This is a genomic window from Actibacterium naphthalenivorans, from assembly GCF_014196965.1.
Taxonomy (GTDB): domain Bacteria; phylum Pseudomonadota; class Alphaproteobacteria; order Rhodobacterales; family Rhodobacteraceae; genus Actibacterium_A; species Actibacterium_A naphthalenivorans.
The window spans coordinates 120751-140121 of the sequence record NZ_JACIEQ010000001.1; the positions used below are offsets into that span (position 1 = coordinate 120751).

Annotated in this window: 23 protein-coding genes; 10 read left to right on the plus strand and 13 right to left on the minus strand. The window is 64.9% G+C overall.

Annotated elements, in window-relative coordinates; translation table 11 throughout:
* Positions 1 to 36: 36 nt before the first annotated feature.
* Complete coding sequence (locus GGR17_RS00550; RefSeq protein ID WP_054538518.1) at positions 37 to 852, plus strand: ferredoxin--NADP reductase; 816 nt, start codon at positions 37 to 39, stop codon at positions 850 to 852.
* A gap of 56 nt (positions 853 to 908) precedes the next feature.
* On the opposite strand, the gene GGR17_RS00555 is transcribed toward GGR17_RS00550, so the two are convergent.
* Positions 909 to 1592, minus strand: coding sequence for a hypothetical protein (locus tag GGR17_RS00555; protein WP_054538517.1), 684 nt, complete (start codon positions 1590 to 1592; stop codon positions 909 to 911).
* A 240-nt stretch (positions 1593 to 1832) separates the two neighbouring features.
* Between GGR17_RS00555 and infC the strand changes: the two genes are divergently transcribed.
* Together infC and GGR17_RS00565 are read left to right on the plus strand one after the other, a co-directional pair.
* The gene (gene infC, locus GGR17_RS00560; protein ID WP_235213593.1) at positions 1833 to 2327 is read left to right on the plus strand and encodes a translation initiation factor IF-3; all 495 of its coding nucleotides are present in this window, start codon (positions 1833 to 1835) and stop codon (positions 2325 to 2327) included.
* A 172-nt stretch (positions 2328 to 2499) separates the two neighbouring features.
* Positions 2500 to 2697 carry a hypothetical protein gene (locus GGR17_RS00565; protein ID WP_157445533.1) on the plus strand — a complete coding sequence of 66 codons (198 nt, stop codon included), beginning with the start codon at positions 2500 to 2502 and terminating at the stop codon, positions 2695 to 2697.
* On the opposite strand, the gene GGR17_RS00570 is transcribed toward GGR17_RS00565, so the two are convergent.
* From GGR17_RS00570 to GGR17_RS00580, 3 genes are read right to left on the minus strand one after another with little or no spacing between them, the layout of a single operon-like run.
* Entirely contained in the window at positions 2691 to 3902 is a 1212-nt protein-coding gene (locus GGR17_RS00570; protein ID WP_054538516.1) for an ABC transporter permease, read from the minus strand. The two genes, GGR17_RS00565 and GGR17_RS00570, sit on opposite strands and share 7 nt — an antisense overlap.
* A gap of 3 nt (positions 3903 to 3905) precedes the next feature.
* Positions 3906 to 4613, minus strand: coding sequence for an ABC transporter ATP-binding protein (locus tag GGR17_RS00575; RefSeq protein WP_054538515.1), 708 nt, complete (start codon positions 4611 to 4613; stop codon positions 3906 to 3908).
* Between the two features lies 1 nt (position 4614).
* On the minus strand, positions 4615 to 5877 hold the full coding sequence (locus tag GGR17_RS00580) for an efflux RND transporter periplasmic adaptor subunit (RefSeq protein WP_054538514.1): 1263 nt from the start codon (positions 5875 to 5877) through the stop codon (positions 4615 to 4617).
* Positions 5878 to 6251: 374 nt separating this feature from the next.
* Between GGR17_RS00580 and GGR17_RS00585 the strand changes: the two genes are divergently transcribed.
* The 7 genes from GGR17_RS00585 (at position 6252) to GGR17_RS00615 (ending at position 13920) form a co-directional block, all read left to right on the plus strand.
* Positions 6252 to 6875: a LysE family translocator gene (locus GGR17_RS00585; RefSeq protein WP_054538512.1), complete on the plus strand. Its 624-nt coding sequence runs from the start codon at positions 6252 to 6254 to the stop codon at positions 6873 to 6875.
* A 138-nt stretch (positions 6876 to 7013) separates the two neighbouring features.
* Positions 7014 to 8039 (plus strand): glycosyltransferase family 2 protein, encoded by a 1026-nt coding sequence (locus GGR17_RS00590; RefSeq protein WP_054538511.1) that lies wholly within the window; start codon positions 7014 to 7016, stop codon positions 8037 to 8039.
* Entirely contained in the window at positions 8036 to 8677 is a 642-nt protein-coding gene (locus GGR17_RS00595) for a sulfotransferase (RefSeq protein WP_054538510.1), read from the plus strand. Before GGR17_RS00590 ends, GGR17_RS00595 begins: the two co-directional genes overlap by 4 nt.
* Entirely contained in the window at positions 8677 to 11043 is a 2367-nt protein-coding gene (locus GGR17_RS00600; protein ID WP_054538509.1) for a glycosyltransferase family 2 protein, read from the plus strand. Before GGR17_RS00595 ends, GGR17_RS00600 begins: the two co-directional genes overlap by 1 nt.
* 1 nt (position 11044) lies before the next feature.
* The gene (locus tag GGR17_RS00605) at positions 11045 to 11743 is read left to right on the plus strand and encodes an FkbM family methyltransferase (protein WP_054538508.1); all 699 of its coding nucleotides are present in this window, start codon (positions 11045 to 11047) and stop codon (positions 11741 to 11743) included.
* Positions 11744 to 11749: 6 nt separating this feature from the next.
* A complete protein-coding gene (locus tag GGR17_RS00610; protein WP_054538507.1) occupies positions 11750 to 12793 on the plus strand; it encodes a glycosyltransferase family 2 protein in 1044 nt (347 codons plus the stop codon).
* A gap of 137 nt (positions 12794 to 12930) precedes the next feature.
* Positions 12931 to 13920, plus strand: a complete 990-nt coding sequence (locus GGR17_RS00615) for a phosphoadenosine phosphosulfate reductase (RefSeq protein WP_157445532.1) — start codon at positions 12931 to 12933, stop codon at positions 13918 to 13920.
* Here GGR17_RS00615 and ureG read toward each other — a convergent pair.
* From ureG to GGR17_RS00660, 9 genes are all read right to left on the minus strand, one after another.
* Positions 13889 to 14500, minus strand: a complete 612-nt coding sequence (gene ureG / locus GGR17_RS00620) for an urease accessory protein UreG (RefSeq protein WP_054538505.1) — start codon at positions 14498 to 14500, stop codon at positions 13889 to 13891. The two genes, GGR17_RS00615 and ureG, sit on opposite strands and share 32 nt — an antisense overlap.
* The gene (locus GGR17_RS00625; RefSeq protein ID WP_054538504.1) at positions 14497 to 15120 is read right to left on the minus strand and encodes an urease accessory protein UreF; all 624 of its coding nucleotides are present in this window, start codon (positions 15118 to 15120) and stop codon (positions 14497 to 14499) included. Before GGR17_RS00625 ends, ureG begins: the two co-directional genes overlap by 4 nt.
* Positions 15117 to 15632 carry an urease accessory protein UreE gene (locus GGR17_RS00630; protein ID WP_054538503.1) on the minus strand — a complete coding sequence of 172 codons (516 nt, stop codon included), beginning with the start codon at positions 15630 to 15632 and terminating at the stop codon, positions 15117 to 15119. The genes GGR17_RS00625 and GGR17_RS00630 overlap by 4 nt, the downstream gene beginning before the upstream one ends.
* A gap of 78 nt (positions 15633 to 15710) precedes the next feature.
* Positions 15711 to 15926, minus strand: a complete 216-nt coding sequence (locus GGR17_RS00635; RefSeq protein WP_037208383.1) for a hypothetical protein — start codon at positions 15924 to 15926, stop codon at positions 15711 to 15713.
* Positions 15927 to 16065: 139 nt separating this feature from the next.
* Positions 16066 to 17775, minus strand: a complete 1710-nt coding sequence (gene ureC / locus GGR17_RS00640) for an urease subunit alpha (RefSeq protein ID WP_054538502.1) — start codon at positions 17773 to 17775, stop codon at positions 16066 to 16068.
* 158 nt (positions 17776 to 17933) lie between these two features.
* The gene (locus GGR17_RS00645; protein WP_157445531.1) at positions 17934 to 18248 is read right to left on the minus strand and encodes an antifreeze protein; all 315 of its coding nucleotides are present in this window, start codon (positions 18246 to 18248) and stop codon (positions 17934 to 17936) included.
* A gap of 5 nt (positions 18249 to 18253) precedes the next feature.
* On the minus strand, positions 18254 to 18793 hold the full coding sequence (locus GGR17_RS00650; protein WP_157445530.1) for a hypothetical protein: 540 nt from the start codon (positions 18791 to 18793) through the stop codon (positions 18254 to 18256).
* A 93-nt stretch (positions 18794 to 18886) separates the two neighbouring features.
* On the minus strand, positions 18887 to 19198 hold the full coding sequence (locus GGR17_RS00655) for an urease subunit beta (protein WP_037208852.1): 312 nt from the start codon (positions 19196 to 19198) through the stop codon (positions 18887 to 18889).
* Positions 19195 to 19362: a peptidase M23 gene (locus GGR17_RS00660; RefSeq protein WP_157445529.1), complete on the minus strand. Its 168-nt coding sequence runs from the start codon at positions 19360 to 19362 to the stop codon at positions 19195 to 19197. The genes GGR17_RS00655 and GGR17_RS00660 overlap by 4 nt, the downstream gene beginning before the upstream one ends.
* Positions 19363 to 19371 lie beyond the last annotated feature (9 nt).

Genomic DNA, 19371 nt, shown 5'->3' on the forward strand with positions numbered 1-19371 from the left:
TAGAAACAGAAAACCGGCCGAAAGGCCCATCGCAACATGACCGAGCACACGCATTTGACCGATACCGCCCCCAAGCCCGCCACCCTCCCCGACGCGCAAACCGTGACTACGGTACGTCACTGGACCGACCGGCTGTTTTCGTTCCGCGTCACGCGGCCGCGCAGCCTGCGCTTCCGCTCGGGCGAGTTCGTCATGATCGGCCTGATGGGCGACACCGGCAAACCCCTGCTGCGCGCCTATTCCATCGCCAGCCCCGCCTGGGACGAAGAGCTGGAGTTCTACTCGATCAAGGTGCCCGACGGCCCCCTGACCAGCCGGCTGCAGCATATCCGGCCCGGCGATCAGATCATCCTGCGCCCCAAGCCAGTCGGCACCCTGGTGCTCGACGCGCTGCTGCCGGGCAAGCGGCTGTGGCTGTTCGCCACCGGCACCGGCATCGCCCCCTTCGCCAGCCTGATGCGCGACCCCGACACCTATGAGCGTTACGACGAGGTCATCATGATGCACACCTGCCGGGATCTGGCAGAGCTGGACTATGGTCGCGAACTGGTCGAGGGGCTGCCCGACGATCCGCTGATCGGCGAGATCGTCGCCGGCAAATTGCGTTACTATCCCACCACAACCCGCGAGCAGAGCCCGTTCATGGGCCGGATCACCGACAACCTGCGCACGGGCAAGGTGTTCGCCGATCTGGGCCTGCCGCCGATGTCGCCCGAAACCGACAGGGGCATGGTCTGCGGATCGCTGCAGTTCAACAAGGATATCATGGCCATCCTCGAAACCTTCGGCCTGCGCGAGGGCGCGAATTCAGAGCCAAGGGAATATGTCGTCGAGAAGGCGTTCGTGGGCTAGGCCATGAAAAACGCCGCGCAGGGGCGGCCCCGCGCGGCGTTGCGATTTTGAAGAACTTACATGCCGAGCGCGGTCTTGACCTGCGTGATGGTGGCATCGACCAGCGCGGGGTTGCTGCGCGCCTGTTCGACCGCCGAGCGCAGCACCGACTTGCGCATCGCGTCAAGATCGGAGGCGTTGATCATCTCGATGATCTTGTCGGCGTCGAACCCTTCCTGCGTCAGCGGTGCATCGGCCGGAACGTCGGTGACCGGCGCATCGGTGACCGTGGCCACGCCGGCATCCATCGTCTCGCCAGCGGTATCGGCGGCATCCGTCGCCGCCGCAGCCCCCGTCTGCGCCGCATCGGCGGCGGTGTCGGTCACCGCATCGGTGGCCTCGGTCACAGCGCCCTGCGTCGCCTCCATCGACTCGCCGCCGGTGACAGCGTCGCTCACCGCCTCGACGGCATCGCTCGCGGCCTCGCTTACGCTTTCGGTGATGTCGCCAAGCGCCTTGGCGGCGTTATCGGCCGCCCCTTCCACCGCCTCGGCGGTACTCTCGACCGCGCCTTCGACCTTCTCGCTGACGCTCTCGGCCGCATCGTCAACCGCCTCGGCGGCGTTTTCCATGGGCGTCGGTGCCTCGAGCGCGGTCTCGGCGGGCGGCAGCGCCTCTTCTTTCGATCTGCTTTGATACCAGACGAAGCCTCCGATCCCGACTGCAGCCAGAATGACGACCGTAATTGCCGTGTTCTTCATCTCATTGTCCTTTCAAGATCGCATAGCGCGTGTTTCCGAGCGCCCTTGTGGCAAAGCTGCCATGGAATGGAAACAGATTTCGGCGCGCCCGAAAGCGCCCTGCGGAAAGCCGCCGCGAAAACCGGGTTGAAACACATCCCCGCCAAGTCTATTTTCCGCCAAACCATAAACCACACAAGGAACACCACCATAGCCCGCAGACCTCACAACGCGCCGCCAACGCGCGAAACCGGCCCCCGCGTGAACGAACGTATCCGGTGCCCGGAAATCCGGTTAATCGGCGCCGAAGGCGAAAACGTCGGCGTCGTCACCCCGGAGCGCGGGATGCAACTGGCCGAACAGGCCGGCCTTGATCTGGTGGAGATCTCCCCCAACGCCTCGCCGCCGGTCTGCAAGATCATGGATTTCGGCAAGTTCAAATACGAACAGCAGAAACGAGAATCCGAGGCGCGCAAGAAGCAGAAGATCATCGAGGTCAAGGAGGTCAAGTTCCGCCCGAACACCGACACTCATGACTATGAGGTCAAGATGCGCAACGTGGTGAAATTCCTGGAGAACGGCGACAAGGTGAAAGTCACCCTGCGCTTCCGGGGCCGCGAAATGGCGCACCAGAATCTCGGTCGGGAGCTGCTGGAGCGTGTGGCGGAAGACGTCAAGGAAATCGGCAAGATCGAGAACATGCCGAAGATGGAAGGCCGCCAGATGATCATGATGATCGGCCCGATGCCGAAATAACCCCGGCGCCCACCAAGAGATACAACAAGCCCCCGCCACAGAGCGGGGGTTTTTCGTTCCGGGCCGGCGGTTTTCGCGGGGTCCGCTGCAAGGGATGAAAAAATTTTAGGCGCTGCAGGAGGGAGGGCCCGCAGCGCCTTTAAGTCCGGCATCGCGGGAGGGAGGGCCCTTGATGCCTTTTATGCCGCGCAGGGAACGCCACGGCATTCGGGAAATTGCAGACAGAAAAGAATCTGGTCTTCCGCTGCAACTCACATTGGCTTTTTCGCATGTGGTTCAAGAGCCAACTTTGATGCAGGTCAAAACGGGCGCGAATAACCATCTGGCAGCAAAGAAAATTAAATATATTTTCCGGCGGCCGGGCTATTGATGCCGCAATGCTTCGATCGGATCCATCTGGGCGGCCCGGCGCGCCGGGAAATAGCCGAAAATCACCCCGACGCCGGCCGAAAACGCAAAGGCGATCAGGATCACCCGCGGATCGGGCACAAACGGGATCGACATCAGGTTCGATGCCAGCGCCCCCAGCCCGAGCCCCAGCACGATGCCAAGCAGCCCGCCCAGCAACGACAGCACGATCGCCTCGACCAGAAACTGCAGCATGACCTGCCCGGTCTGCGCGCCCACGGCCAGCCGAATGCCGATCTCGCGCGTGCGCTCCGTCACCGACACCAGCATGATGTTCATGATGCCGATACCCCCCACCAGCAGGCTGACAGCCGCCACGGATGACAAGAGCCCGGTCAGGACCGCAGTGATCCCCGACAGGACAGAGGCGATCTGTTTCATGTCCATGACAGAGAAGTCGTCCTCCTCGCCCGCGGAAATGCGGCGGCGTTCGCGCATCAGGATCTCGATGTCGCGTATCGCCCGGTCGGTGGAGACGCCATCGCGCACCGTGACATAGATCAGCGACACGTCGTTGTTGCCCGCCACACGGCGCTGGAAGGTCTTCAGCGGGATCGCCACGATATCGTCCTGATCATCGCCATAGCTTGTCACGCCTTTCGCGGCCAGGATGCCGACAACCTCGCAGGACAGGGATCTGAGGCGAAGTTTCTCTCCGATGGGATTGATATTGAAGAACAGTTCTTCAATGATCGTTTCACCGATGACGCAGACCGCGCGACCGGCCTTTTCTTCGGCATCGGTGAATATGCGCCCCTCGGCGATCGACCAGTTCATCGCATCCATGAGCGTCGTTTCCGCGCCGGCGAGCTGGGTGAAGTGGTTTTCGTTGCCGTAAACCGCAGTGATGTTGGTCATCGAATAGGGGGCGGCGATTTCGATGCTCGACAACTCTTCCCTCAGCGCCTCGGCATCGGCGCGCACGAACGACCGGTCGGCGCTGAGCCCGCCCCCGCCGCCCATGCCGCCCACTCCCGGCCGGATGATCAGCGTGTTGCTGCCGAGTGATTCCACATCCGCTGTCACCTGGGTCTGCGATCCCTGCCCGACCGTGACCATCGCGATGACGGCGCCGACGCCGATGACGATGCCCAGCACCGTCAGGAACGAGCGCAGCATGTTGCGAAAAATGGCCTGAACGGCAAGGCGGATGGTTTCCCACAGCATGGTTCAGCCCTTCCCCGGCGTTTTCGTATCCTGCTCGATATGGCCATCGACGAAAGAGACCAGCCGCCGGGCATATTCGGCCATGTCCTCTTCGTGGGTGACCATGACGATGGTGATATTCTCGGTCTTGTTCAGCCCCGACAGCAGATCCATGATCTCACGCGAACGCTCGGTATCCAGGTTGCCCGTCGGCTCGTCGGCCAGGATCACATCCGGTCCGCCCGCCAGCGCGCGCGCGATCGCCACCCGCTGTTGCTGGCCGCCGGACAACTGCGACGGGTCGTGATCCGCCCGGTGCGACAGGCCGACCTTGTCCAGCGCCTCCAGCGCCATCCGCTGCCGCTCGCCGCGCGGCAGGCCCTTGTAGATCAGCGGCAGCTCGACGTTTTCCAGCGCCGTGGTCCGGGGCAGAAGATTGTAGCCCTGAAACACGAACCCCAGATAGTTGCGCCGCAGCAGCGCCCGCTGGTCGTGATCCAGCTTGCCCACATCCACCCCTTCGAACAGGAACGTGCCGGAGGTGGGTGTATCGAGGCAGCCGAGCACGTTCATCACCGTGGATTTGCCAGAGCCCGACGGCCCCATGATCGCCACGAATTCGCCGGCCGTGATCGTCAGGTCAACGCCGCGCAGCGCCCGCACTTCGGCCTCGCCCGCGCCGTAAACCTTGGTGATCCCTCTGAGTTCGATCAGGGGTGCGGTGCCAGCCATGTTACTCAGCCCCGGTCTGATCCGTGATCACCTGATCGCCCTCGGCCAACGCACCGTCCAACACCGCCGTGAAACGCCCGTCGCTTTGCCCGAGCGTCACCGGAATTTCCACGGCCTGGCCCGCGCGCAGCAGCCACAGCGTCTTTTGCGCGGCTTCGCCCATGCCCGCGTCACGGCCGGGGCGGTCGGGCATGATCAGGCCCAGAAGCCCGCTGCCCGAGGAATCGCCGCCGCCGCCGCTCTCGGCCACCCGGGGCGGTGCGAAGCGCAGCGCGGCGTTGGGCACCATCAGTACGTCCGAAAGCTCTGCCACCACGATATCGGCGGTGGCCGTCATGCCCGGGCGCAGCCGCAGCGACGAGTTGTCGATCACGAGGATGGCCTTGTAATTGACCACCCCGTCAATCTCTTCGGGCGCATAGCGAACCTGAGAGATCTCGGCGGGAAAGGTTTCGTCGTCGTAGGCATCCACCGTGAAGGTCGCGCTGTTGCCAACCGCGACCCGGCCGATATCGGCCTCGTCGATATCCACCTGCAGCTCCATGCTGGCCAGATCCTCGGCGATGGTGAACAGCACCGGTGCCGACAGCGACGAGGCGACGATCTGCCCGGCATCCGCGTTGCGTTCCAGCACCACACCCTTGATCGGCGCATGGATCACCGCCTTTTGCAGATCGGCCCCGTAAAGATCAAGCTGGGCGTAGGCCAGCGCCCGGTCGGCATCGGCGATCTGCAACTCCGCTTCCGCGCGTTCCTGCGTGGCGCGGGCGGTGATGAAGGCCTGATGCGTGCCGACGCCGCGTTCATAGAGCTGCCGGGCGGTCTCGTACTTGTCGAAGGTTTCGTGCAGCGTGGCCTGCGCCTGCTCGACCCGCGCCTCGGCCGCGACCAGCGAGGCCTCCTGCACCGCATATTGCGCCTCGAGCTTGGTCGTGTCGAGCCGGGCCAGCACCTGCCCCACCTCGACCGTATCGTTGTAATCCACCTCGACGCTGGCCAGTGTGCCCGAAAGTTCGGAGGATATTTCCACAAGGTTGGTGGGCTCTACCGTGCCGGTGGCCGAAACGGTGACCGACAGATCGCCGCGCCGCACCGGCTCTGTCTGATAGCTCAGCCCGCCGCCCTGATCGCCACGCAGAACAAAGAACCAGAGGGCAAGCAGGCCGACAATCGCAACCACGCCGATCCTGGCCCAAAGTGGGGTCTTGCGCCGATGCTTTCCGATTTTCAGCGTTTTCTCGATGTTTTCGCGGCGCTCACTCATATTTTCCCCGATATTCAATCCTGATTAAACGGTGGCACATACCGGTTCCGTCGCAGGTGACACCAATTTCCGGCAGTTTGCCACCCGAAAAGCGGCGCCCGCTTCGCCCCCCGCCCGTGGCATATGGCCATGACTGAGCGCGAAGTCGCGCCGAAAAAGCGCGGCCCTGACAAGACGAAAAAGTTGATTCAAACCGAGACACGGCGGAAAATCATGGCTAGATATGAGGGCCCCGTGAAAGGCGCGCACCGGTTGCGGGGGGTGCGCGCAACCGGGGAGCCGGCGTTTTTCAACCCGCCGCTCATCCACCCTGACAGGCGCCTGCGCCCGCCGGGCCCGCAAACCCGATGAGCGCCCCGGACAGGAACGAACCGATGCCCTTTGACCTGTGGCTGGCCTTCGTTGCCGCCTCGACCGTCTTGCTGATCATCCCCGGCCCGACCATCCTGCTCGTGATGTCCTACGCGCTGACGCAGGGGCGCCGGGTGGCCGTGGCCATGGCGCTGGGGGTGGCCCTGGGGGATTTCATCGCGATGTCGGCCTCTCTGGCCGGGCTTGGCGCGCTGGTCCTGGCCTCGGCCATGGTGTTCACGGTGCTGAAATGGGTGGGCGCGGTCTATCTGGTCTATCTGGGTGTCAAGCTGCTGCGCAGCCGCCCGGCGCTGATGCCCGACGATCTGTCGCCCGAACGCAAACCGGCGCGCGCGATCTTTGGCCATGCGGCGGCGGTAACGGCGCTGAACCCGAAATCCATCGCCTTTTTCATCGCCTTCGTGCCGCAGTTCCTCCGCCCCGAAGCCGCCCTTGCCCCGCAATTCGGCATCCTGATCGCCACTTTCGTCTCGCTGGCGGCATTGAACGCGCTGATCTATGCGCTTCTGGCCGACAGGCTGCGCGCCCGCATCCGCCGCCCGTCGGTTCTGCAGTGGATGAACCGCGCCGGTGGCGGCGCGCTGGTGGGCATGGGCGCGCTGACCGCCACGATGAGCCGGTCCTGAGCCATGCGCAATTGACGGATTCGCCCGGATTTGGCACATATACGGTAAGAATTCCGTGACAAGCGGGCGAAACCGCGCAACAGACGGACGGGCAGTCGATATGAGTTCCAGCGGGCCGTTGCGGCCAGAGGTGCGCCCATGCGCATAACCGCCGTTACCTGCGTCAAGAACGAGGGGCCGTTCCTGCTGGAATGGATCGCCTTCAACCGGATGATCGGGGTCACCGATCACCTGTTCTATTCCAACGACTGCACCGATGGCACCGACACCCTGCTGAATGCGCTGGCCCGGCGCGGACTGGTTCAGCACCTGGCGAACCCCGCCCAGGGCCGCAACTATCAGATGGAGGCGCTGCGCCACGCCCGCCAGCAGCCTATCGCGCGCGAGGCCGATTGGGTCTGGATCGCCGATGTGGACGAGTTTCTGAACATCCATGTGGGCGATGGCACGATCCCGGAACTGGCCAGCGCCTGCGGCGACCCTCAGGCGATTTCGCTGAATTTCCAGTTCTTCGCCAATTGCGGGGTTGCGGCCTATGAAGACAGGCCGGTCATCACCCAGTTCCTTCGCTCGCACAACCCCGATATCTGGTGTGACACGCTCGAGATCGAGACCAAATCCCTGGTGCGGGGCGATTTCCCGGTGCATTTCTACGGCGCCCACCGCCCCTACCTGCGCCCCACCCTGCCCGAGAAGAAGCGCCCGAAATGGACCGACGGCTCAGGCCGCCCGGTGCCCGAGAAATTCTATCTTGCCCCCGCAAAACAGCCGATCCGCGATTTCAAGGCGCACGGGGCGCGCCGCTTTGCCACGCTGAACCACTATGCGCTGCGCTCGCTCGACAGCTATCTGGTCAAGAATGACCGCGGCGACGTGAACCGCGACAACCGCGCCTTCGACGATACCTATTGGCGCGAACGCAACGATGACAGCCATGAAGACCGTTCGATCCTGCGGCATCTGCCGAAGCTGGAAGCCGGGATCGCCGCGCTGAAATCGGACCCCGAGATCGCGGCGCTGCATGACGCCAGCGTCGCCGCCCATCGCGCCGCGCGGGACCGGCTGATGCAAAGCCCGGCCTATCAGGCGCTGCGCGCACAGTTGCAGCGGGCACCGAAGATCTGCCCGCAGGAAGAGGCGCTGATGGCGATGCTCGCGGCATGAGCGCGCTGAAGGTCATCAACCTGGGCCTGCCGAAATCGGGCACCACAACGCTGGGCGAGGCGCTGAAGCGTGCCGGGCTGCGGGTGGCCGACTGGCGCATCCGCGCGGGCCAGAGCACCGGCGACCGTATCAACCGGCGCTTTGTCGGCAAGCTGATGTATGACGCTTATTTCGAAACCGGCGACCCGCTGGCCGAGATGGCCGAATTCGACGCCTTCACCGAGATCGACGTGGTGCGCAACGGGCTGAACCTGTGGCCCCAGACCGATTGGGGCCTGCTTGCGGCGATCCGCGCACATCACCCCGGCGCGAAATTCGTGCTGACCTATCGCGACCCGGTGAAACTGTCCGACAGCATGGGGCGCTGGTCCAACATGGGCCGCACCCGCCTGCCCGAAAACGCGGTGCCCGGCCTGCCCGCCGGCTTTGGCGCCACGGATGCCCAGCGCATCCGCTGGATCGAAGGGCATTACGCCTTTTGCCGCCGGGTGTTCGGCAACGACCCCGACTTTCTGGAATATGACATGGAAGACAGCGCCGCCCCTGAACAGGTCGCGGCCTTCCTCGGGATCGGCCTGCCCTGGTGGGGCGTAGCCAACGCCAACCCCCGCAAACAGGCCGAAGGGGCGCAGCGCTGATGCGGATCCACCTGCACATAGGCACCGAGACCTGCGGCGCCCCCCGCATTCAGGCCACCCTGAGCGACAAGCGCGATCAACTGGCGGGCAAGGGCGTGCTCTATCCCGGTTCGCCGGGGCGCAAGAACCACACCCGGCTGTTCATGGCCGTCACCGACCCCGATCACCCCGACCCTCTGCGCGCCGCGCGTGGCTATGCCACGCCTCAGGATCAGGCGGCGCTGCGCGAGGCGTTCAGCGCCGAACTGCGCACCGAGGTTGACCGGGTGCAGCCCGATACGCTGATCCTGTCCGCCTCGCAACTGGCCGGGTCCCTGACCCGCAAAAGTGATCTGGAGCGGCTGCGCGCCCTGCTCACCCCTTTTTCCGACGATATCCGCGTCGTCGCCCATGTGGATGAACAGGCCCGCGTTCTGGCCCGCCACTATGCCGATCAGCTGTTTTCCGGCCGCACCGCCGCGCTTGAGGCCGAACTGGCGCTGGCACGGTCCGGTGCCGACTGGCGCGCGGGCTGTCTTGAGCATTGGGGCGCGGTGGAACCCGACCGCAACCGCTTCCCCGAAATTCAGGCGCCGCCGTTCTGGCTGGACTATGCCGCGCTTCAGACCCGTTGGGAGGAGGTGTTCGGGGCGGGCACGCTTACCCTGCGCCCCTATGATCCCGCGCTCTTCGCCAGCGAGGATCTGACCCGGGAAATCTGCGCCGCCTTCGATCTGCCCCAGAATATCGGCAAGACCAGGGCGGCGGCGCTGGCGCCCCCGCCCTCGGCCGCATGGCTGGCGCGGGCCCGGTTGCTGAACACGGTTCTCGGCGCGCTTCTGGACAAGGGCAAATTCATCCCGCGCAAGCTCTGGCGCCGGCTGATGGACGAGATCGCGGTGCCTGGCGCCCCGATCGCGCCGGGCAGCCTGTCTGCCGTCTCGGCCTGCTTCGCCGCGTCGAACGCGCGGCTTGCCAAGGCGCATCCGGCGCTGGCCGGGCCCGCCCTGCACCCCGACCCGGCCCTGCCCGACTGGCACGAGGCCGACCCCGGGTTCGGCTTTCGCGCCACCCAATATGTCGCCGCCTTCCTGCCCCGGATCGAAAAGGCGACCCGTCAGGAAAAACGGTTCCGCAAGCAGACTGCCGCCGGTCAGGCCCCGGCCGATGCCGCGCCGGCGGCCAAACCGCCCGCCGACCGGCTTTCGCCGGTTGCCGAAAAGATCATGCCCGACAGCGCCAAGGCCAATGTCAAAAAGCTGCGCGGCGGCCCCTTCGCGCCGCATAACAAGATCGGCAGCGTGAACGAAGAGGCGCTGGCCGCCGCCTTCGCCGAGGTGCTGCAGCGCGAACTGCCCCCCGGCAACAGCGGCAACGTGATCGTCGGCTGCATGAAGAACGAGGCGCCCTACATCCTGGAATGGGTCGCCTATCACCGCGCCATCGGGGTGGATAATTTCCTGATCTACACCAATGGCTGCGAGGATGGCACCAGCGAAATTCTGGATCGCCTGCAGGCGCTTGGCGTGGTTCAGCACCGCAACAACGATGAATGGAAGGGCAACTCGCCCCAACAGCACGCGCTGAACAAATCGCTGAAGGAAGATGTGATCCGAAACGCCGAATGGATCATCCATATCGACGTGGACGAGTTCATGAACGTGCGCTGCGGCAACGGCACCCTGGCCGATTTCCTTGCCCGCGTGCCGGATGCCACCAACGTGGCCATGACCTGGCGGCTGTTCGGACATAACGGCATTCAGGAATTCCGCGACGATCTGGTGATCGACCAGTTCGACACATGCGCCCCGAAATACCTGCCCAAGCCGCACACGGCCTGGGGCTTCAAGACCATGTTCCGCAACATCGGCGCCTATGAAAAGATCAGCTGCCACAGGCCCAACAAACTGTCCGACGCATTCCGCGACAAGGTGAAATGGGTCAACGGGTCGGGCCTGCCGATGGTCGACGATGTGCTGGACAACGGCTGGCGGTCGTCGAAGAAATCCATCGGCTACGACCTTTTGCAACTGAACCACTATGCCCTTCGCTCCGCCGAGAGCTTTCTGATCAAGCGGCAGCGCGGCCGCGCGCTGCATGTGGATCGGTCGATCGGGCTGAACTACTGGGTGCGGATGGATTGGGGCGATTACCGCGACGTGACGATCAAGCGCAACATCCCCCGCACGCGGGCCACGCTGGCCCGGTTGATGGCCGACCCCGAACTGGCGCGGCTACATGCGGCGGCCGTGGCCTGGCACACGGCCAAGGCCGCCGACCTGCAGGCCACGCCCGAGTTCCGCGAACTCTACGATCAGGCCCTCGCCACCAAACTGACCGAGCTGGAGCGGGTGGCCTTCGCCCTGGCGCTGGAAGTGGACAACTGACATGAAAGACGCCCCGACCTTGCCGAAATTCATCCGCACCCGCGGGCTTCGCTTTCCCTATGATCCGCAGATCATCACCCGCAAACGGCGCCGGCTGATGCGTGACGATCACTACGAACACAAGGAAAGCGAAGCGGTGCTGCGCGTGGTCAAGGCCGATGACACGGTGATCGAACTGGGCGCCGGGATGGGCTATATGTCTACCCTGCTGACGAAAAAGCTGGGCGTGAAAACCGTGCATGCGTTCGAGGCGAACCCGCGCATGATCCCCTATATCCACGCGGTGCATGCGGCGAACGGGGTCGAAGGCGTGACGGTTCACAACGCGATCCTCGGGGCCGCCGACGGCCGGGCCAAGTTCTATGTGCGCGGCGATTTCGTGGCCTCTTCGCTGGCAGACAATCTGGAAGACGCCCATGGCGGCGTGATCGCGGAAGAAGAGATCGACATCCGCAACGCCCAGGCCGTGTTCGACGAGATATCGCCGAGCGTTCTGGTCTGTGATATCGAAGGGGCCGAGGCCGATCTGCTGCCGCTGATCGATCTGTCGGGGCTGCGCTGCGCCATTGTCGAGCTGCACCCGCAATGGATCGGGCAGGCCGGCGTGCAGGGGGTGTTCGATGCGATGCAGGCGGGCGGGCTGACCTATTACCCGCGCATGTCGAATGCAAAGGTCGTGACCTTCCGCAAGGGCTGGTAGCGGCGGATGCGCGCCCTTGCCGTTCTGACCGTTCGCAACGAAGGTGCCTTCCTGCTGGAATGGCTGGCCCATCACAAGGCGGTGGGGTTTACCGATTTTCTAGTATTTTCAAACGATTGCGACGACGGCACCGACGCGATTCTGGACCGGTTGCAGAGGTTGGGCCATCTGACCCATCTGCGCAATGACGGCCCGCATGAGGGCGGTGTGCAATGGGCGGCGCTGAAACAGGCGGACCGGCATCCGCTGGTGCGGCAGGCCGACTGGATCCTGCCGCTGGATGTGGATGAATTCGTGAACATCCACGTGGGCGATCACACGCTGCCCGCGCTGTTGGCCGCCCTGCCCCGCGCGACGGCGATCACGCTGACTTGGCGGCTGTTCGGCAATGGCGGCGTCGTGCGCTACGATGACCGCCCGGTGACGGGGCAATTCACCCGCGCCGCGCCCGCCGTCATCTATTGGCCGTGGCGCGCGACCATGTTCAAGACGCTCTACCGCAACGATGGCACCTACGGCAAACTCGGCGTCCACCGCCCGCGCAGCCCGGATGCCAGTAGGATCGGGCAGACGGTCTGGTTTGACGGCGAAGGCCGCGAACTCCCAGAGAAATTCAACCGTCAGCGCATCTTCTCCAACATGGGCCAGTCCAACACCGCGCTGGTGCAGCTCAACCACTATCCGCTCGGCGCGATGGAAAGCTACATCGTGAAATGCGACCGTGGCCGCGCCGTGCATGGCGGCGACAGGCTGGGCATGGATTACTGGGCAGAGCGGAATTTCGCGGCGGAAGAAGATCTGACGATCGCGGCCACCGCCCCTGCCCGCGAGACTGCCCTGGCCGCCCTGAAGGCGGACGACGCGCTTGCCCGGCTGCACCGCGACGCCGTGCGCTGGCGCAAGGCGCGATTCGAAGCGCTGATGGAGCAAGAACCCTATCGCGCCCTGTTCGGCCGGCTGCTGCTGACCCCGCCGGCGCGCCCCGTCCCGCTGCAGGCGGCCCGCTTCCTGACGCATTTTGCGAACCGGGCGCGAAATCGTGAACAATAGCCCCGCGGCGGCCGCATAAATTCCCCATACGGGCATCGAAGTTCTGCCCCATTGCGAAGGCAAATTCGGATAGCTACACCAGATAAGGCGCGCCGCGGGGCAGCGACGCCGACGCTACCGAAATGGAAAAAACCGCGATGGAAGCTGAATCGGAACAATCCGGGCAGACCGGGGAAAATGGGTGGTATGCGCATTTTCCGGAGACGGCGGAAGGCGCTGTTTCCACCACGCGGCTGGGCGCGCATCACGCCGCGTTTTTCCAGGAAGGCGCACCCACGCTGCTGGTGGGTTTCGAAAACGCCGCCACCGCCCGCACAAGGCCCGAAAAGCTGCCGCTGCCCCTATCGCTGGCGGAAGAGGCCGGCTGGTCCTACCTGTCGCTGGTCAGCAATGGCGACACATGGTTCCGCGACCCCGAGGTCTTCGCCTATTTCGACCGGCTGACCGACGATGGCTTTTTCGACGGGTTCGACAGGGTGGTGTTTTTCGGCACCGGTCCGTGCGGCTATGCCGCCGCCGCCTATTCGGTTGCCGCCCCAGGGGCCACGGTGATCGCCATCGCGCCCCAGGCCACGCTGGAGCCGCGCACCGCCGGCTGGGACCGCCGCTTCCCGAACCAGCGCCGGGCCGATTTCTCCAGCCGCTACGCCTTTGCCCCCGACATGCTCGACGCGGCAGAGCGCGCCTATATCCTGTTCGACCCCGACTGCGATCTTGATGCCAAACATGCGGCCATGTTCCGCAAGGCCAATGTCTCGCGTCTGCGTTGCCCCTGGCTCGGCCCCGAGATCGAGGCCGACCTGCTGCGCATGGGCGTGCTGTCAGAGCTGATCGACGCCGCCTGCGAGGGCAAGCTGAACGATCACGTGTTCCACCGCCTCTATCGCGCGCGGCGCGATTACGCGCCCTATCTGCGGCGGCTTCTCGAGCGGCTCGAGGCGGCGGAGCGCGATCTGCTGATGGTCTACCTGTGCCGCAATGTCACCGAACGGATGCGCGCGCCGCGGTTTCGCAGGCGGCTCAAGGATCTCGGCGTGAACGAGGCCACCCCGAACGGCGCCTATTGGGAAGACGGAAACGGCGGCGAACTGCCGCTCAGAGCCCTGCTTCCGCCACGACAAAGCTGACGATCTCATCCACGCCCTTGCCGGATTTCAGCGCCGCCATCACGAACGGCCGGGCGCCACGCGCCGCGCGCGCATCGCTTTCCAGCAGCACCGGGTCCACCCCCACATAGGGCGCCAGATCGGTCTTGTTGATGATCAGCAGATCCGAGCGGGTGATGCCCGGCCCCCGTTTGCGCGGAATGTCCTGCCCGGCGGCGGTATCGATGACGTAAAGCGTCAGGTCGGCCAGTTCCGGGCTGAAGGTCGCGGCCAGATTGTCGCCGCCGCTTTCGATCAGGATCACATCCAGATCGGGCAGTTCACGCCGGAAGGCGGCCACGGCGGCCAGGTTGATCGACGCATCCTCGCGGATCGCGGTATGCGGGCAGCCGCCGGTTTCGACGCCTTTGATCCGTTCTGACGGCAGGGCCTGAACCCGCATCAGATATTCTGCATCCTCGGCGGTATAAATGTCATTGGTGATGACAGCGACGGAGTATTTCGGCGAAAGCGCCCGGCAAAGCTGTTCGGTCAGCGTGGTTTTCCCGGCGCCCACCGGGCCGCCGATGCCGATGCGCAGGGGGCCGTTCGGGCTGGTCATGTCTTGAATATCCTCACATCCATTGTCTCGTGCCGCATGGCCGCCAGATCGGCCCCAAGCGCGGCGGTGCCGATATCATCGAGCGTAGCGTCGGCGGCGCGGGCGGCAATCGCGGTGATGGGGGCATGCAGGGCCTGCAACACGCGCTGCCCCTCTGTCTGGCCCAGCGGAACGAAGCGCACAGCGGCCGACACCAGGTTCGAGGCGAAGCCATGCAGGTAAAGCGCCGCGACCTGCGGCGCCGACAGCGACAGGCGGCGCGCGGCGATCCCCACCGCCACCGGCAGCGGTGCCGGCTCCAGTTCTTCACCGTAGATGCCGTTCACCGTGGCGACAAAGGCCGCGCCCTGGGCTTCGGCCTCTTCCAGCCGCTCGCGCGACGGGGCCAGCGCCCGCGCCACATCGGCCAGATCGCCGCCCTTCATCGCCAGGCACAAAAGCGTTGCATCCGCCGCGCCCGCGCCTTCCTCCAGCACCACGCGCAGCCAGGCCCGCAGCCCGGCGGCATCCGTCACCTCGCCCGCCGCGATCACCTGTTCCAACCCGTGCGAATAGGCAAAGCCGCCAACCGGAAAGGCCGGGGAAAGCCATTGCGTCAGGGTCAGAAGATCCGGGTTCATGCGTGGGAATGGTCGTGATGATCGCCGTGATCGTGGTCTTGATCGTGGTCTTCCGGCCCGTGCGAATGGCCCATCGTGCGGCCATGACCATAGGCGCCGCCCTCGGGCGTGAAGGGCGCGGTGACAGGCATGAGCGTGGCACCAAGCCCCGCCAGCATGTCGGCCAGCACATGGTCGTGCCGGATCAGCAGGCAATCTTCCGCGATCTGGCAGGGGGTGTGGCGGTTGCCGATATGCCAGGCCAGCCGGGTCAGGCCGGGGCCGGTGACCTGCAGCAGGGCTTCGTCGGCGGCGGCGATGGCGATCTTGCGGCCATCCGTCAGGATCAGGGCATCGCCCGCCTCGAGATTCGTGACCTCCGGCAGATCGACACGAAAGACGGTGCCGTCATCGGAGGTCAGCCGCTTGCGCCGCAGGAACCGGTCATCATAGCTGAGGGTGACCGTTTCGGCCGGGCCGGACCACTGCCCGCGCCGGGCGATTTCATATGCGCAAACTGTTTCCGCCGCCATTATCCGCTCTGCTCGTATCTCGTATGAAGTGTCAGAACAGCATAGGCGGCGGGAAACTCCGGGAAAAGCCGAATCCGCTCAGATATAGAAACGCTCGCGGAAAATATGGCGCACCACGTCATCGCGGGTCAGGCCACGGGCGGCCAGTTCTTCGTCGCTCGTGTTGTTGAGCTTTTCGATCTGCCGCATGCACGGGTGGCGTTCGGCCATCCGCACCACGGCCCGGCCGAAAGCCGCGAAAGGGGCGGAGAAGGAAATATGCGTTGCGCTTTGCGCTGTGTTTGTCAGTGCCATTTGGAAACTCCTGTCTGCTCTACAAGGTTTCCTCCCTTGCCCCGAGAATAGGTCAGCCCCATGGACATTTCCATCGCAAATTCTGCAATGCAGCATTGCACCTGACGCCCCGGAGGCCCGGCAACCGGGCCGCGCGTTTTCAGAACATGAAATACCGCTGCGCCATGGGCAGTTCGCTGGCCGGCTCGCAAGTCAGCAACTCGCCATTGGCGCGCACCTCATAGGTTTCGGGGTTCACTTCGATCGTTGGGGTCAAGGCGTTCATCACCATGTCGGCCTTGCCGATATTGCGGGTGTTTTCCACCGCGACGGTCTGCTTGCGCAGCCCCAGCGCCGCGCCGATCCCGTCGGCCTGAGCCGCCGCCGACACGAAGCTGACCGACGAGTTCTCCAAGGAACGGCCCAGCGCGCCGAACATCGGCCGCGTGTACACCGGTTGCGGCGTCGGGATGGAGGCGTTGGGATCGCCCATCTGCGCCACGGCAATGGTGCCGCCGATCAGCACCATCTCGGTCTTCACGCCGAAAAACGCGGGCGACCAGAGCACCAGATCGGCGCGCTTGCCCTCTTCGATGCTGCCGATATGGGCCGACATGCCGTGGGTGATGGCCGGGTTGATCGTGTATTTCGCCACATAGCGCTTGACGCGGACATTGTCGTTCTCGCCCGCCTCCTCGGCCAGCCGCCCGCGCTGCACCTTCATCTTGTGGGCGGTCTGCCAGGTGCGAATGATCACCTCGCCGATCCGGCCCATGGCCTGACTGTCGGACGCGATGATCGAGAACGCGCCCATGTCATGCAGGATATCCTCGGCGGCGATGGTTTCCTTGCGGATGCGGGATTCGGCAAAGGCCACATCCTCGGGGATCGCCTTGTCGAGGTGGTGGCAGACCATGAGCATATCCAGATGCTCTTCCAGCGTGTTCACCGTATAGGGGCGTGTCGGGTTGGTCGAGGACGGGATCACATGCGCCTCGCCGCAGATCTTGATGATGTCGGGCGCGTGGCCACCGCCCGCGCCTTCGGTGTGGAAGGCATGGATGGTGCGCCCCTTGAGGGCGGCGATGGTGTTTTCGACAAAACCGCTTTCGTTCAGCGTGTCGGTGTGGATCATCACCTGCACATCCATGTCGTCGGCCACCGACAGGCAGCAATCAATGGCGCCCGGCGTGGTGCCCCAATCCTCGTGCAGCTTCATCGCGCAGGCGCCGGCCCTGATCATCTCCACCAGAGCGGCGGGCTGGCTGGCGTTGCCCTTGCCCGACAGGCCGAAATTCATCGGCAGGCCATCCAGCGCCTGAAGCATCCGCCCCAGATGCCACGGACCCGGCGTGCAGGTGGTGGCCAAAGTGCCATGCGCAGGCCCGGTGCCGCCGCCCAGCATGGTGGTCAGGCCCGAATGCAGCGCGTCGTCCACCTGCTGCGGGCAGATGAAGTGGATATGGCTGTCAAACCCGCCGGCGGTCAGGATCTTGCCCTCGCCCGCGATCGCCTCGGTGCCGGGGCCGATGATGATATCCACGCCGGGCTGGGTGTCGGGGTTGCCCGCCTTGCCGATCTTGTGGATACGCCCGTCTTTCAGCCCCACGTCGGCCTTGTAGATCCCGGTGTAATCCAGGATCAGTGCATTGGTGATTACCGTGTCCACGGCACCGCCCGCGCGCGTGACCTGGCTTTGCCCCATCCCGTCACGGATCACCTTGCCGCCGCCGAATTTCACCTCTTCCCCGTAGGTTGTCAGGTCTTTCTCAACCTCTATGACAAGATCGGTATCGGCAAGGCGCAGCCGGTCGCCGGTGGTGGGGCCATACATGTCGGCATAGGCGGCGCGGGAGATTTTTGCGGGCATGGGAGAAACCTTTCGAACGTCAGGAGATGGGCAGGCTCAATGTGTCATGCGCGATGAAACGGGGCCAGCACAGGCGGTGCCGTCGCAGCGCCCGTGCGCGCCGACCGGCCATGTGGTGGCGCAGCTATCGAACACCCCTCCCGCATCGTCGCCCGCGCTCAGTACCGCAACCCGCGCCGCGACAGGCGGCGCGAGTTGGCATAGGTCTTGCCCCGGATCGGCCGGATCGCGGCCACCAGTATCTGGTCGGGCCGCTCGCCCTTCCAGGCAGACCGGCTGGCGGCAAAGGCGGCGTTGGTGAAGGCGGGCAGCTTTTCACCGAACATCCGTTCGGTTTCGGACGAGGTGACAGACCAGACCCCCGCCATGCCAAGAAGCCGCATGGTGACAACCATCTGCGCCTCGATCGACAGGTGCCAAAGCTCCAGTTGAACACGCCACAGATCAAGGAGAGAGGGAGAATTCACCATCACCCGGCCTATTCCTCAAAAGGCTGGCTGGGTTTGGAGGGCGCCTTGCGGCGGCGGCGCGGGGCGGGCTTGTCGGGATCAGCGGCGGCCGACGCGGTCGCGCGGCGCGGCGCGGCCTTCTTGGCCGGCTTGGGCGGTTCCGGTGCTTCGACCGCCTTGGTTGTTACCGCTTCGGCCGTCCCGGCGGCCTGCGACGTGGGCTTTCTGGGCGTGGGGGCCGGTTTCGTCTCCGGCGTTTCGGGCGCTTCGGCGGCGGGTCCGGGCGTTTCCACCGTTGCCGCGGCCGCCGGCTTCGCGGCAGGCTTGCGCCGCGCGGCAGGCTTTTTCGGCGCGGGCGTCGGCGCCTCCGGCTCCGGCGCGACCTTCGCGGCCGACGCGGGCGCAGGAGCGACATCTGCGGCGGGTGCGGGCGCCGGTGCGATCGTTGCAGCCGGTGCCGGTTCTGGCGCTGCATGGGGCGCCGCCAGTTCATCCACCGAATAGGCGGACAACAGCGGGTTCAGGCGGAACGCAAAATCGCACCACGAACTCACGGCGGCCATCTGCATCTCCACGCCCTTGGCCCAGAACTTCAAAATCTCGGTATACGGGTTGGTAAATCCTGCAGGAGCAACACAAACCATAATCAATTTCCTTTCCGGTCAGGCGTCCAGATCGCCCATGACCTTTTGGTTGAAGCCGAACACGCGCCGCGCCCCGGCCAGCGGCACAAGCGCCACGTCGCGGGTCTGGCCGGGTTCGAACCGAACGGCGGTGCCGGCGGCGATATCAAGCCGCATGCCACGCGCCGCGTCCCGGTCGAACTCCAACGCGCTGTTGGTTTCGGCGAAATGATAGTGACTGCCCACCTGAACCGGCCTGTCGCCGGTATTGGAAACGGTGAGCCTTATGGCCTCCCTGCCTTCGTTCAGGGTGATATCCCCTGATTTCGTGAAAATCTCACCGGGGATCATTTGCGCGCCCGGATCACCACGGCCACCACGCCCCCCGCGACCAGCGAGGCCCCGAGGATCAGCGTCGCCGCATCAATGCCATGCGGGTGCAGATGCATCCCGTCGTGGGCCAGCAAAGGGGTTGCGGCAAAAAGGGTGGCTGCAGTCAGAAAGAATGTCTTCATCGGCGTCTC